We start from the raw sequence: 12,961 nt of genomic DNA, 5'->3' as shown, positions 1-12,961 counted from the left end.
CACAGGCCAAGGACCTGCCTCTACTAAAAGTTGCCTGGCGACGAACAGGCATCGCCATCGGTTGTAATCAGTTAAAGCAATTTACACTCCACTCCTGCAGCCGTCAGTCCGGCATTACGGACGCGGTGCGTAGGCGAATACGTCTGCGCGCATCTGATGTGCATCCATTCCGGCGTCAACCAGGGCGTCCAGGGTTCCGTAGATCATCGCAGGCGAGCCGCTGGCGTAGACGTGAACGGCCGACAGGTCCTTGATATCCTCGCAAACCGCCTCGTGCAGCAGACCGCAACGCCCCTCCCAACCGCACAGGTCGCTGACGACCTTGTGCAGGAACAGGTTCGGCAGTTTCGCCCACTCATCCCAATGGCTGACCTGGTAGAAATCCTCGGGACGACGCACGCCCCAATACAGGTGCACAGGATGACTGAAGCCTGTGGAGCGACAGTGTTCCAACAAACTGTTCATTTGCGCCATGCCCGTACCGGCCGCGATCAGCACCAGCGGCCCGTCCGGCAGCTCGGCGAGGTGGGTGTCGCCAAAGGGCAGCTCGACCCGCGCCATGCGGTTGCGTTGCAGTTGTTCGATCAGGCTGCGCGCACTGTCTTCACGGGCCAGCACGTGCAGCTCCAGGTCGCGACCGCTGTGCGGCGCCGATGCGATGGAAAACGCCGACTTCTCGCCGTTCTCGCGCTCGATCATCAGGTACTGCCCGGCATGATAACGCGGCGGCTTGCCGGCCGGGGCGCGCAGGCCGACCCGCCAGACATCGCCACCCACCTCGACGCATTCGCTCAATTGGCAGGCAAAACTGCGCACCGGCAGTTCACCCTTGGCCAACACGCCATCCCACAGCACCAAGCACTCTGTCAGCGGCTCGGCCACACAGGTATGAATTTCGCCGTGATCAAGCGTCAGCCCTGACTGCATCACCCGGCCTTCGACCAGCAGGGCCGAGCAGACATGGCAGTTGCCATTGCGACAGCTCTGCGGGCACTCGTAACCCAGGCGTTGTGCCGCATCAAGTATCCGCTCGCCCGGCAGGGTTTCCAGCACCGCACCTGATGGCTGCAAGGTTACGCGCATCAGTCTATTCCCAACTGAGTCCAGATTTCGTCCACCCGGCGTGTGGTGGCTTCGTCCTTGACGATCGCCCTGCCCCACTCGCGGCTAGTCTCACCTGGCCATTTGTTCGTGGCATCCAACCCCATTTTCGAACCCAGGCCGGACACCGGCGAGGCGAAATCGAGGTAATCGATGGGCGTGTTGTCGATCATGACCGTGTCGCGCTTGGGGTCCATGCGCGTGGTGATGGCCCAGATCACGTCGTTCCAGTCCCGCGCATTGATATCGTCGTCGGTGACGATCACGAACTTGGTGTACATGAACTGGCGCAAGAACGACCAGACACCCAGCATCACGCGCTTGGCATGGCCGGGATACTGTTTCTTGATGGTCACCACCGCCATGCGGTACGAGCAACCCTCGGGCGGCAGGTAGAAATCGACGATCTCCGGAAACTGCTTTTGCAGAATCGGCACGAACACTTCGTTCAGCGCGACGCCCAGAATCGCCGGCTCATCAGGTGGACGACCGGTGTAGGTGCTGTGGTAGATCGGCTTGATACGGTGGGTGATACGCTCGACGGTCAGCACCGGAAAGCTGTCGACTTCGTTGTAATAGCCGGTGTGGTCCCCGTAAGGCCCCTCGTCGGCCATCTCGCCCGGGTGAATCACACCTTCGAGGACGATCTCGGCGCTGGCCGGAACTTGCAGATTGCTGCCACGGCACTTGATCAGTTCGGTGCGCGAGCCACGCAGCAGCCCGGCAAAGGCATATTCGGACAGACTGTCCGGTACCGGCGTCACGGCACCGAGAATGGTCGCCGGGTCCGCGCCCAGTGCGACGGCCACCGGATAAGGCTCGCCGGGATGCTTGACGCACCAGTCGCGGAAGTCCAGCGCGCCGCCGCGATGGCTGAGCCAGCGCATGATGATCTTGTTGCGACCGATGACCTGCTGGCGATAGATGCCGAGGTTCTGGCGCTCCTTGTTCGGGCCTTTGGTGACCGTCAGGCCCCAGGTGATCAGCGGCGCGACATCGCCCGGCCAGCAGGTCTGTACAGGCAGCATGCCGAGGTCGACGTCATCGCCTTCGATGACGACCTCCTGGCAGGGCGCATCCTTGACGACCTTCGGCGCCATGGCGATGACCTTGCGGAAGATCGGCAGCTTGGACCACGCGTCCTTCAAGCCCTTGGGTGGCTCAGGCTCTTTGAGGAACGCCAGCAGCTTGCCGATTTCACGCAGCTCACTGACCGCTTCGGCACCCATGCCCATGGCGACGCGCTCTGGCGTGCCGAACAGGTTGCCCAGCACCGGGATATCAAAACCGACCGGTTTTTCGAACAGCAGGGCCGGGCCCTTGGCACGCAAGGTACGGTCACAGATTTCAGTCATTTCCAGCACAGGCGAGATCGGCATCTGAATGCGTTTCAACTCTCCGCGCTGCTCAAGCTGCTGCACGAAATCCCTAAGATCTTTGAATTTCATTAACCCGGCCATTTATCCAATAGACACACATCGTACCTGCTCCAGCCCGTCAAGGCAGCTAATCGGCGGCATGCAGGCAAAAAAAATGGTGCCCCGAAGGACACCATTTTTTGTTTCAGCCTGCCAGTTACTTGCGTTTCATGGACAGGAAGAACTCGTCGTTGGTCTTGGTCTGCTTAAGCTTGTCGATGAGGAACTCGATAGCCGCGACTTCGTCCATCGGGTGCAGCAGCTTGCGCAGGATCCACATGCGCTGCAGCTCGTCATCAGCGGTCAACAGCTCTTCACGGCGTGTGCCGGAGCGGTTGATGTTGATGGCCGGGAACACGCGCTTCTCTGCGATCTTGCGATCCAGAGGCAGTTCCATGTTGCCGGTACCCTTGAACTCTTCGTAGATCACTTCATCCATCTTCGAACCGGTTTCAACCAGTGCGGTGGCGATGATGGTCAACGAGCCGCCTTCTTCGATGTTACGCGCAGCACCGAAGAAACGCTTTGGCTTCTCGAGTGCGTGAGCGTCGACACCACCGGTCAATACCTTGCCGGAGCTCGGGATGACGGTGTTGTAGGCACGGGCCAGACGGGTGATGGAGTCGAGCAGGATAACGACGTCTTTCTTGTGCTCGACCAGGCGCTTGGCCTTCTCGATCACCATTTCGGCAACCTGTACGTGACGGGTTGGCGGCTCGTCGAACGTCGAGGCGACCACTTCGCCGCGCACGGTGCGCTGCATCTCGGTCACTTCTTCCGGGCGCTCGTCGATCAGCAGAACGATCAGATGCACTTCCGGGTTGTTACGCGTGATGTTCGACGCGATGTTCTGCAGCATGATGGTCTTGCCCGCCTTCGGCGGAGCAACGATCAGACCACGCTGGCCCTTACCGATCGGTGCGCACAGATCGATCACACGACCGGTCAGGTCTTCGGTGGAACCGTTACCGGCTTCCATCTTCATGCGAATCGTCGGGAACAACGGCGTCAGGTTTTCGAACAGAATCTTGTTCTTGGCGTTTTCCGGACGGTCGTAGTTGATCGTGTCGACCTTGAGCAGAGCGAAATAACGCTCGCCTTCCTTGGGTGGACGGATCTTGCCAACGATGGTATCGCCGGTACGCAGGTTGAAGCGGCGGATCTGGCTGGGGGAGACATAGATGTCATCCGGGCCGGCCAGGTAGGAAGCATCTGCAGAGCGCAGGAAACCGAAGCCGTCCTGGAGAATCTCCAGCACGCCATCACCGGATATTTCCTCGCCACTTTTGGCGTGCCGTTTGAGCAGGGAGAAAATGACGTCCTGCTTGCGCGAACGGGCCATATTCTCGATGCCAGCCTGTTCGGCCATTTCGAGCAATTCGGTAATCGGCTTTTGCTTGAGTTCAGTCAGGTTCATATGGGGAATGACGTAATCATGTATGGAGGGGGAAATTAAGCTTTTGGCTTAATGAGGCCGCGCCGCAGAAAAGGCGACAGGATCGCGTACTAAATCGAAAGGAGAGCGTCGGCGACGGCTAGCAGGGGGCAACGGAGAAGCCGTTGCGGGGCCGAATGTACCACCTGATTTTCCAGGCGTCTAGTACGACACCCGAAAAAAACCCCGCATTTTGCGGGGCTTTGAAACGTCTCAAACAGGTTTAGGAAGGTCGATACCGTTTCCTTCGAGAAACGCAGTCAGCTGCGACTTCGACAGCGCACCAACTTTGGTCGCTTCCACATTGCCGCCCTTGAACAGCATCAGCGTAGGAATACCACGAACACCATGCTTGGCTGGAGTGTCCGGGTTTTGATCGATGTTCAACTTCGCAACCGTCAGCCTGCCTTTGTAGGTGCTGGCGATTTCGTCCAGAACCGGGGCAATCATTTTGCAAGGGCCACACCATTCAGCCCAATAGTCAACAAGCACAGGACCCTGAGCCTCGAGTACTTCGGCGTCAAAGGTGCCGTCGGTGACGTGTTTGATAAGGTCGCTACTCATGGAAGTCTCCGAGGTCATAGGCTAAAAACGACGCTCATCATAGCGGTCCTTATGCTATTCAGGAAGCGAAGCTTCATTGAGTCTTGCTATCGTAGAACATGACTGAGGTTATGGCAGTAGCTCAGTTCGCGGGTGAAACGAAGACGATGCCGGTGCGCAGTGCCGCGCCACGAATATGGTCCTGCATGGCCTTTTGCGCAGGCCCTGACGCATGTCGGGCCAGCGCGCGAAGGATCTTGCGGTGCTCCTGCCAGGTCTCCATGACCCTGGCCGCCCGGATGAACGGCATCTTCTGGCTTTCCAGGAAGATGTCGGCCCCGGCAGTCACGATCCCGAGCATCGCCTGATTGCCGCTGGCGGCCAGAATGTGCCGATGAAACTCGAAGTCCAGCCGCGCCGCAGCCTCGAAGTCACCGGCCCGCAATTCCAGGCGCATGGCTTCGACGTTGTCCTCCAGTACATCGCGCTCGTCGGCGGTCAGGGTCACGGCGGCCATGCCTGCAGCGAAACCTTCCAGTGCATAGCGCAACTGAAAAGTGTCGGCCGGGGAAACCTGAGCTTCATAAGGCCAGGAAAAACCACCCGTGCGCTGTTCTGGTTCAGAAATCGACTGCACGAAGACGCCTTTGCCGGGCTGGACACTGACCACTCCGAGTGCGCTGAGCGACGACAAGGCTTCACGCAAGGACGCACGACTGACCCCCAGCAATACCGCCAGATCGCGTTGCGACGGCAGGCTTTCGCCGGGCTTGTACCCTTGCTCGGCGATCAATTTGCGAATGGCCCGGAGGGCTGATTCGGGTACTGCGAGTGAAGTGTGCGGCATCACTGTTCAGGCCAGTCAGTCCAGTAAAAATCCCTTTTATCCCCATCTCGAACATTCGGCAAGCGACGCCCAGCCCTGGGGCGGCAAGGCTTTAAAGCGCGCCAAAGCAGGGCGCGGCGCCGCTCAACTGGTCAGACCAGTAAGACCATAAACACGCTGCAAACCCTTATTCATGGCAGCTCAAGAGCGAATGGCATGCGCTGTGCACTGGAGACAGGCCAACACCTTTCGTTTCGCCCGGAGACTTCATATGACCAAGCGTTACAGCGCCCTGCTTACTGCATTGTTTGCCAGTCTGATGCTGAGCCAGACACCCGCCCACGCCAACGGCCTGGACGACGTTGTAGCGCGCGGCACCCTCAAGGTGGCCGTTCCGCAGGACTTCCCGCCATTCGGCTCGGTCGGCCCGGACATGAAACCGCGCGGCCTGGACATCGACACCGCACAGCTGCTGGCCGACAAGCTGAAGGTCAAGCTGGAGCTGACCCCGGTCAACAGCACCAACCGCATTCCGTTCCTGACCACCGGCAAGGTCGACCTGGTGATCTCCAGCCTGGGCAAGAACCCGGATCGCGAGAAAGTCATCGACTTCTCGCGCGCCTACGCACCTTTCTATCTGGCGGTATTCGGCCCACCTGATTCGCCGGTCAAGGACATCGCTGACCTGAAAGGCAAGACTATCAGCGTGACCCGTGGCGCGATCGAGGATATCGAGCTGTCGAACGTTGCTCCCGAGGGCGCGACCATCAAGCGCTTTGAAGACAACAACTCGACCATCGCGGCCTATCTCGCTGGCCAGACTGACCTGATCGCCAGCGGCAACGTGGTGATGGTCGCCATCAGTGAGCGCAATCCCAAGCGCATTCCGGCGATGAAAGTGAAACTCAAGGACTCGCCGGTGTACGTTGGCGTGAACAAAGGTCAGCCGGAACTGCTGGGCAAGGTCAACGAGATTCTGAACGCTGCCAAGGCTGACGGTACGCTGGAAAAAGCGTCGCAGAAATGGCTGAAGGACCCGCTACCCGCCGATCTCTGATCACTGCTTTTTTCGGTCACAGGATTCACCCATGGCTTATCACTTCGACTTCACACCGGTCCTGCAGAACCTCGACGTGCTGTTGCGTGGGGCTCTGTTCACGCTGGAACTGACCGCTATAGGCACCTTGCTCGGTGTCAGCCTTGGCATTGTCGGTGCCGTCGTGAGGGCCTGGAAGATCCAGCCCTTTGCGACGATCTTCGCCATCTATGTCGAGCTGATCCGCAATACACCGTTTCTGGTCCAGCTGTTCTTCATTTTCTTCGGTCTGCCGTCGCTGGGCGTGCAGATCACGGAATGGCAGGCAGCGGTGCTGGCGATGGTTATCAACCTGGGTGCCTACTCGACCGAAATCGTGCGGGCGGGTATCCAGGCGATTCCCAAGGGCCAGCTTGAAGCATCGGCTGCGCTGGCGATGAGTCGCTACGAAGCCTTTCGCCACGTGGTGCTGGTTCCGGCGCTGGGCAAGGTCTGGCCGGCACTGAGCAGCCAGATCATCATCGTCATGCTCGGCTCGGCAGTCTGCTCGCAGATTGCCACTGAAGAGCTGAGCTTCTTTGCCAACTTCATTCAGTCACGCAACTTCCGCTCGTTCGAAACCTACATCGTGACCACGCTGATCTACCTGGCCATGGCGCTGTTGATCCGGCAACTGCTGGCCTGGATCGGACGTCGCTACATCTCGAGGAACCGCTGATGGATTTCACCCTCTGGGACATCGTGCGCAATCTGCTGATCGGCCTGCAATGGACCGTGGCCTTGTCGCTGGTGGCGTTCATCGGCGGCGGGCTGATCGGCTTGCTGATCATGGGCATGCGCACCTCGGAAAAATCCGGCCCGCGCGTGACCGCGAAACTCTATATAGAACTGTTTCAGGGCACGCCGCTGTTGATGCAGCTGTTTCTGGTGTTCTTCGGTGTCGCCCTGATGGGCCTGAACATTTCGCCCTGGGCGGCGGCGGCACTGGCCTTGACGCTGTTTACCAGCGCCTACCTTGCGGAGATCTGGCGCGGCTGTGTGGAGTCGATCTCCAAGGGCCAGTGGGAAGCATCCGCGAGCCTGGCGCTGACCCCGTTCGAGCAGATGCGCTATGTGATTCTGCCGCAGGCGCTGCGCATCGCGGTCGCGCCGACGGTCGGCTTTTCCGTGCAAGTGGTCAAAGGCACAGCGGTGACGTCGATCATCGGCTTCACCGAACTGACCAAGACCGGCAGCATGCTGGCCAACGCTACGTTCGAACCTTTCATGGTCTATGGCTTCGTTGCTCTGGGCTACTTCATCCTGTGTTACCCCTTGTCGCTGTGCGCGCGCCATCTGGAAAGGAGACTGCATGCCTCTGCTTAGAATTTCCGCCCTGCATAAATACTATGGCGATCATCACGTGCTCAAAGGCATCGATCTATCGGTCGAAGAAGGCCAGGTCGTGGCGATCATCGGTCGCAGCGGCTCGGGCAAAAGCACCCTGTTGCGCACGCTCAACGGTCTGGAGTCGATCAACGATGGCGTGATCGAGGTCGATGGCGAATACCTGGACGCCGCACGCGCCGACCTGCGCACGCTGCGCCAGAAGGTCGGCATGGTGTTCCAGCAGTTCAACCTGTTCCCGCACCTGAGCGTGGGCGAGAACGTCATGCTGGCGCCGCAGGTCGTGCAGAAAGTGCCTAAGGCCGAGGCCGCCAAACTGGCGAGGAAGATGCTCGAACGCGTCGGCCTGGGCGAGAAGTTCGACGCCTTCCCGGATCGCCTGTCCGGTGGTCAGCAGCAACGCGTGGCGATTGCCCGCGCGCTGGCGATGTCGCCCAAGGTACTGCTGTGCGACGAAATCACCTCGGCGCTGGATCCGGAGCTGGTCAACGAAGTGCTCAGCGTGGTCCGCCAGCTGGCAGCCGATGGCATGACCCTGATCATGGTCACCCACGAAATGCGTTTCGCGCGTGAAGTGGGCGACAAGCTGGTGTTCATGCACCAGGGCAAGGTGCACGAAGTGGGCGACCCGAAAGAACTCTTTGCCAACCCGAAAACCCCGGAACTGGCGAACTTCATCGGCACAGTGGAGCACGCCTGACGCTGAACGCAGAGCGTCCGGAACAGCATGTCCACGCGAAGCGATCAGCGTTATACACAAACCCCGAAGAGCCTGGAAAAGGGCTGAAGCGGCAGTGTCTGGCTGGACAGAAATCTTTGTGGGAGTGAGCTTGCTCACGAAGGCGTTGGTCCAAACACCATATCTCCGGGGGCTGCACCGGCCTCTTCGCGAGCAAGCTCGCTCCCACGAAGACTGTGTATTACGCTGAGCGCGGAGCATGTTGCGGGCACTTATCGTTCCTCACGCTCCGCGTGGAAATGCATTTCGTGACGCTCCGCGTCACAGCTACATGCTGTATCGGGCTGGACAGAAATCCTGGTGGGAGTGAGCTTGCTCACGAAGACTTTGGTCCAAACGCCATATTTCCGGGGGCTGCACCGGCCTCTTCGCGAGCAAGCTCGCTCCCACGAAGACTGTGTACATGCTGTATCGGGCTGGACAGAAATCCTGGTGGGAGTGAGCTTGCTCACGAAGGCGTTGGTCCAAACACCATATTTCCGGGGGCTGCACCGGCCTCTTCGCGAGCAAGTTGGCTCCCACGAAGACTTGTGTATTACGCTGAGCGCGGCGCATAGACACGATGGCGTTCTTAGGGATACCTCTCGTTCCGCACGCTTTAGCGTGGCAATGCATTTTGGTGACGCTCTGCGTCACATGGCATTGATAGCCATACGCCACGCGCGCGAGTAATACCGGGTATTTCCGGTGCCTGAACAGCTTCGCGTTGGCGGCAGGCATGGATCGTGGCACGATGGTCCGGTTATCGAACCGGACTTCCTGACCATGCCGCACTCAACACCCAAGAATTTTTCACTGATCGCCGCTATCGACCTGGGCTCCAACAGCTTTCATATGGTTGTGGCAAAAGCCAATCAGGGCGAGATTCGCATTCTTGAGCGCCTGGGCGAGAAGGTGCAGTTGGCCGCTGGCATCGACGAAGAGCGCCAGCTGACCGAAGAATCCATGCAGCGCGGTCTCGACTGCCTGAAACGTTTCGCCCAGTTGATCAACGGGCTGCCGCCCGGTGCGGTGCGCATCGTGGGCACCAATGCCCTGCGCGAGGCGCGTAACCGCAACGACTTCATTCACCGCGCCGAAGAAATTCTCGGCCACCCGGTGGAAGTGATTTCCGGCCGCGAAGAGGCGCGCCTCATTTACCTGGGCGTTTCCCACACGCTGGCCGACACCCCGGGCAAACGTCTGGTCGCCGACATCGGCGGCGGCAGTACCGAATTCATCATCGGCCAGCGCTTCGAACCGCTGCTGCGGGAAAGCCTGCAGATGGGCTGCGTGAGTTTTACCCAGCGCTACTTCCGCGACGGCAAGGTGACACCGGCCCGTTACGCTCAGGCGTACACCGCTGCGCGCCTGGAAATCATGAGCATTGAACACGCGCTGCATCGCCTCAAGTGGGATGAAGCGATCGGCTCGTCAGGCACCATTCGTGCTATCGGTCTGGCGCTCAAGGCCAATGGTTACGGCGCTGGCGAGGTCAACGCCGAAGGGCTGGCCTGGCTCAAGCGCAAGCTGTTCAAGCTGGGTGACGTGGACAAGATCGACTTCGATGGCATCAAGCCCGACCGTCGCGCCATTTTTCCCGCAGGCCTGGCGATTCTGGAAGCCATCTTCGACGCCCTCGAACTCAAGCGCATGGATCACTGCGAAGGTGCCCTGCGTGAAGGCGTGCTGTACGACCTGATGGGTCGCCACCATCATGAAGACGTACGTGAACGCACACTCAGCTCGTTGATGGAGCGTTATCACGTCGATCTGGAACAGGCTGCACGCGTCGAAGCCAAGGCGCTGCATGCGCTGGAGCAGGTTGCCGAGAGCTGGGAATTGCAGCACGAGAGTTATGCCGAACTGCTGAGCTGGGCGGCCAAGGTGCACGAGATCGGCCTGGACATCGCCCACTATCACTACCACAAGCACGGCGCGTACCTGATCGAGCACTCCGACCTTGCCGGCTTCTCACGCGAAGACCAGCAAATGCTCGCACTGCTGGTGCGCGGTCATCGCCGTAACATTCCCAAGGACAAGTTCGCCGATTTCGGCGCTGAAGGCATCAAGCTGATTCGCCTGTGCGTGCTGTTGCGCTTTGCGATTCTGTTTCACCACATTCGCGGCACCCAGGAGATGCCGCGTGTGACGTTGCGTGCCGACGGCCCGAATCTGGACGCCGAATTCCCGAAAGGCTGGCTGGAAAACAACCAGCTGACTCAGGCCGACTTCGCCCTGGAAGCGGAGTGGCTGACCCGAGTCGGCATCGTCTTCAGCGTACGCTGAGGACCGGGTTGCTCAGGCGCTCCAGAAGGGTCGCCTGGGCGCTTCGCGGGTTCTGGTTGCCGGTCGGCGTGCTGCGCACGTAACGCCCGTCCGACTGCAACAGCCAGCTGTGGGTGTTGTCGGTCAGGTAGCTTTCCAGCTCCTTCTTCACACGCAGAATCAACTTCTTGCCTTCCACCGGGAAGCAGGTCTCGACGCGCTTGTCGAGGTTGCGCTCCATCCAGTCGGCACTCGACAGGAACATCTGCTCGTCGCCGCCATTGAGGAAGTAGAACACCCGCGTGTGCTCCAGGAAGCGGCCGATGATCGAGCGCACATGGATATTGTGCGAAACCCCGGCGATGCCCGGACGCAGGCAGCACATGCCGCGCACCACCAGATCGATGCGCACACCGGACTGGCTGGCCTTGTACAACGCCCGGATGATCTTCGGATCGGTCAGCGAGTTGAACTTGGCGATGATGTGCGCAGGTTTGCCATCGAGCGCAAATTGCGTCTCGCGGGCGATCATGTCGAGCATGCCTTTCTTGAGCGTGAACGGCGCATGCAGCAGCTTCTTCATGCGCAGCGTCTTGCCCATGCCGATCAACTGGCTGAACAGTTTGCCGACGTCTTCGCACAGGGCGTCATCGGAGGTCAGCAGGCTGTAGTCGGTATACAGACGTGCGTTACCGGCGTGGTAGTTGCCGGTCCCGAGATGCGCATAACGCACGATCTCGCCGGCTTCGCGACGCAGGATCAGCATCATCTTGGCGTGGGTCTTGAAGCCGACCACGCCGTAGATCACCACCGCACCGGCGGCCTGCAGGCGGCTGGCCAGTTGCAGGTTGGACTCTTCGTCGAAACGCGCACGCAACTCGATCACCGCAGTGACTTCCTTGCCGTTACGCGCGGCATCGACCAGTGCATCGACGATTTCCGAGTTCGCGCCGCTGCGATACAGCGTCTGGCGTACCGCCAGCACGTGCGGGTCTTTTGCCGCCTGGCGCAGCAGGTCGACCACCGGCGTGAACGACTCGAAAGGGTGCAGCAACAGGATGTCCTGCTTGCTGACCACGCTGAAAACGTTTTCGCTGTTCTGCAGCAGCTTGGGGATGGCTGGCGTGAACGGCGGGTATTGCAATTCTGGGTGGCTATCCAGGCCGGTGATGCTGAACAGACGCGTCAGGTTGACCGGGCCATTCACCTGATACAGCTCGGACTCGTGCAGGTTGAACTGCTTGAGCAGGTAGTCCGACAGGTGTTTCGGGCAGGTGTCCGCCACTTCCAGACGTACCGCATCACCATAGCGACGCGAGAACAGCTCGCCACGCAGTGCGCGCGCCAGGTCTTCCACATCTTCGGAGTCCAGCGCCAGGTCAGCGTTTCGGGTCAGGCGGAACTGGTAGCAGCCCTTGACCTTCATGCCCTGAAACAGATCGTCAGCGTGGGCGTGGATCATCGACGACAGGAACACGAAGTTATCGCCAGGCCCGCAGACCTCTTCCGGCACCTTGATCACACGCGGCAGCAGACGCGGCGCGGGAATGATCGCAAGACCGGAGTCGCGCCCGAAAGCATCGATACCTTCAAGCTCGACGATGAAGTTCAGGCTCTTGTTGACCAGCAACGGGAACGGGTGCGTCGGGTCGAGACCGATCGGGGTGATGATCGGCGCGATCTCGTCGCGGAAGTAGCGTCGTACCCAGGCCTTGAGCTTGGCCGTCCAGTGACGGCGACGAATGAAGCGGACCTGATGTTTCTCCAGCTCCGGCAGCAGAATGTCGTTGAGGATCGCGTACTGACGATCCACATGACCGTGCACCAGCTCGCTGATCCTGGCCAGCGCCTGATGCGGCTGCAGACCGTCGGCGCCCGCCTGTTCACGGGCAAAGGTGATCTGCTTCTTCAGGCCTGCAACACGAATCTCGAAGAACTCATCGAGGTTGCTGGAGAAGATCAGCAGAAACTTCAGCCGCTCCAGCAACGGGTAGGACTCATCGAGCGCCTGTTCCAGAACCCGGATATTGAACTGCAGTTGCGACAGTTCACGGTGGATATACAGGCTGCTGTCGTCCAGGTTGGGCGCGACGATAGCGGGCACCAGAGCGGCGGGTGCCTCGATGGCCGGGATTACTTCGATGTCAGGTTCGACCACGGGCGTTGCCTCCGGGACATCGACTTGAACAGCGGCTTCGATGAGTGCTTCGGTATTCATGAATGTTCCTGT

At 59.8% G+C, this 12,961-nt stretch carries 11 protein-coding genes; 5 read left to right on the top strand and 6 right to left on the bottom strand.

The genetic code is table 11. The features are described 5' to 3' along the window. Positions 1-114: 114 nt before the first annotated feature. From KUIN1_RS01630 to KUIN1_RS01610, 5 genes are all read right to left on the bottom strand, one after another. A complete protein-coding gene (locus KUIN1_RS01630) occupies positions 115-1,083 on the bottom strand; it encodes a CDP-6-deoxy-delta-3,4-glucoseen reductase (RefSeq protein WP_116887008.1) in 969 nt (322 codons plus the stop codon). After that, positions 1,083-2,549, bottom strand: a complete 1,467-nt coding sequence (ubiD, locus tag KUIN1_RS01625; RefSeq protein ID WP_003317344.1) for a 4-hydroxy-3-polyprenylbenzoate decarboxylase — start codon at positions 2,547-2,549, stop codon at positions 1,083-1,085. The genes KUIN1_RS01630 and ubiD overlap by 1 nt, the downstream gene beginning before the upstream one ends. Before the next feature lie 127 nt (positions 2,550-2,676). Continuing rightward, a complete protein-coding gene (gene rho, locus KUIN1_RS01620; RefSeq protein ID WP_002551560.1) occupies positions 2,677-3,936 on the bottom strand; it encodes a transcription termination factor Rho in 1,260 nt (419 codons plus the stop codon). 231 nt (positions 3,937-4,167) lie between these two features. Next, entirely contained in the window at positions 4,168-4,518 is a 351-nt protein-coding gene (gene trxA, locus KUIN1_RS01615) for a thioredoxin TrxA (protein WP_003403255.1), read from the bottom strand. A 121-nt stretch (positions 4,519-4,639) separates the two neighbouring features. After that, positions 4,640-5,344 (bottom strand): FadR/GntR family transcriptional regulator, encoded by a 705-nt coding sequence (locus KUIN1_RS01610; protein WP_024643077.1) that lies wholly within the window; start codon positions 5,342-5,344, stop codon positions 4,640-4,642. Positions 5,345-5,594: 250 nt separating this feature from the next. Here KUIN1_RS01610 and KUIN1_RS01605 point away from each other — a divergent pair, with 250 nt between their 5' ends. From KUIN1_RS01605 to ppx, 5 genes are all read left to right on the top strand, one after another. After that, positions 5,595-6,380 (top strand): transporter substrate-binding domain-containing protein, encoded by a 786-nt coding sequence (locus tag KUIN1_RS01605; RefSeq protein WP_011266305.1) that lies wholly within the window; start codon positions 5,595-5,597, stop codon positions 6,378-6,380. 31 nt (positions 6,381-6,411) lie between these two features. Then, the gene (locus KUIN1_RS01600; RefSeq protein ID WP_003403260.1) at positions 6,412-7,077 is read left to right on the top strand and encodes an amino acid ABC transporter permease; all 666 of its coding nucleotides are present in this window, start codon (positions 6,412-6,414) and stop codon (positions 7,075-7,077) included. Then, positions 7,074-7,724 (top strand): amino acid ABC transporter permease, encoded by a 651-nt coding sequence (locus tag KUIN1_RS01595; RefSeq protein WP_032608017.1) that lies wholly within the window; start codon positions 7,074-7,076, stop codon positions 7,722-7,724. Before KUIN1_RS01600 ends, KUIN1_RS01595 begins: the two co-directional genes overlap by 4 nt. Then, positions 7,711-8,445, top strand: coding sequence for an amino acid ABC transporter ATP-binding protein (locus KUIN1_RS01590; protein ID WP_003432251.1), 735 nt, complete (start codon positions 7,711-7,713; stop codon positions 8,443-8,445). The genes KUIN1_RS01595 and KUIN1_RS01590 overlap by 14 nt, the downstream gene beginning before the upstream one ends. An 804-nt stretch (positions 8,446-9,249) precedes the next feature. Beyond that, positions 9,250-10,752 carry an exopolyphosphatase gene (ppx, locus tag KUIN1_RS01580; RefSeq protein ID WP_003403846.1) on the top strand — a complete coding sequence of 501 codons (1,503 nt, stop codon included), beginning with the start codon at positions 9,250-9,252 and terminating at the stop codon, positions 10,750-10,752. Here the strand turns inward: ppx and ppk1 are convergent. Beyond that, positions 10,739-12,949 carry a polyphosphate kinase 1 gene (ppk1, locus tag KUIN1_RS01575; protein ID WP_024643076.1) on the bottom strand — a complete coding sequence of 737 codons (2,211 nt, stop codon included), beginning with the start codon at positions 12,947-12,949 and terminating at the stop codon, positions 10,739-10,741. The genes ppx and ppk1 overlap by 14 nt on opposite strands. Positions 12,950-12,961: the final 12 nt, after the last annotated feature.

Origin of the sequence: Pseudomonas sp. KUIN-1 (assembly GCF_009176725.1) — a bacterium.
In the GTDB taxonomy this organism is placed as follows: Bacteria; Pseudomonadota; Gammaproteobacteria; order Pseudomonadales; family Pseudomonadaceae; genus Aquipseudomonas; species Aquipseudomonas fragariae.
This window is presented reverse-complemented; position numbering and strand designations above follow the sequence as displayed.

What these genes read in the sequence shown, in the direction of transcription:
- KUIN1_RS01630 (WP_116887008.1), bottom strand. Translation starts at nt 1,083, where the DNA reads ATGCGCGTAACCTTGCAGCCATCAGGTGCGGTGCTGGAAACCCTGCCG.
- ubiD (WP_003317344.1), bottom strand. Translation starts at nt 2,549, where the DNA reads ATGAAATTCAAAGATCTTAGGGATTTCGTGCAGCAGCTTGAGCAGCGC.
- rho (WP_002551560.1), bottom strand. Translation starts at nt 3,936, where the DNA reads ATGAACCTGACTGAACTCAAGCAAAAGCCGATTACCGAATTGCTCGAA.
- trxA (WP_003403255.1), bottom strand. Translation starts at nt 4,518, where the DNA reads ATGAGTAGCGACCTTATCAAACACGTCACCGACGGCACCTTTGACGCC.
- KUIN1_RS01610 (WP_024643077.1), bottom strand. Translation starts at nt 5,344, where the DNA reads ATGCCGCACACTTCACTCGCAGTACCCGAATCAGCCCTCCGGGCCATT.
- KUIN1_RS01605 (WP_011266305.1), top strand. Translation starts at nt 5,595, where the DNA reads ATGACCAAGCGTTACAGCGCCCTGCTTACTGCATTGTTTGCCAGTCTG.
- KUIN1_RS01600 (WP_003403260.1), top strand. Translation starts at nt 6,412, where the DNA reads ATGGCTTATCACTTCGACTTCACACCGGTCCTGCAGAACCTCGACGTG.
- KUIN1_RS01590 (WP_003432251.1), top strand. Translation starts at nt 7,711, where the DNA reads ATGCCTCTGCTTAGAATTTCCGCCCTGCATAAATACTATGGCGATCAT.
- ppx (WP_003403846.1), top strand. Translation starts at nt 9,250, where the DNA reads ATGCCGCACTCAACACCCAAGAATTTTTCACTGATCGCCGCTATCGAC.
- ppk1 (WP_024643076.1), bottom strand. Translation starts at nt 12,949, where the DNA reads ATGAATACCGAAGCACTCATCGAAGCCGCTGTTCAAGTCGATGTCCCG.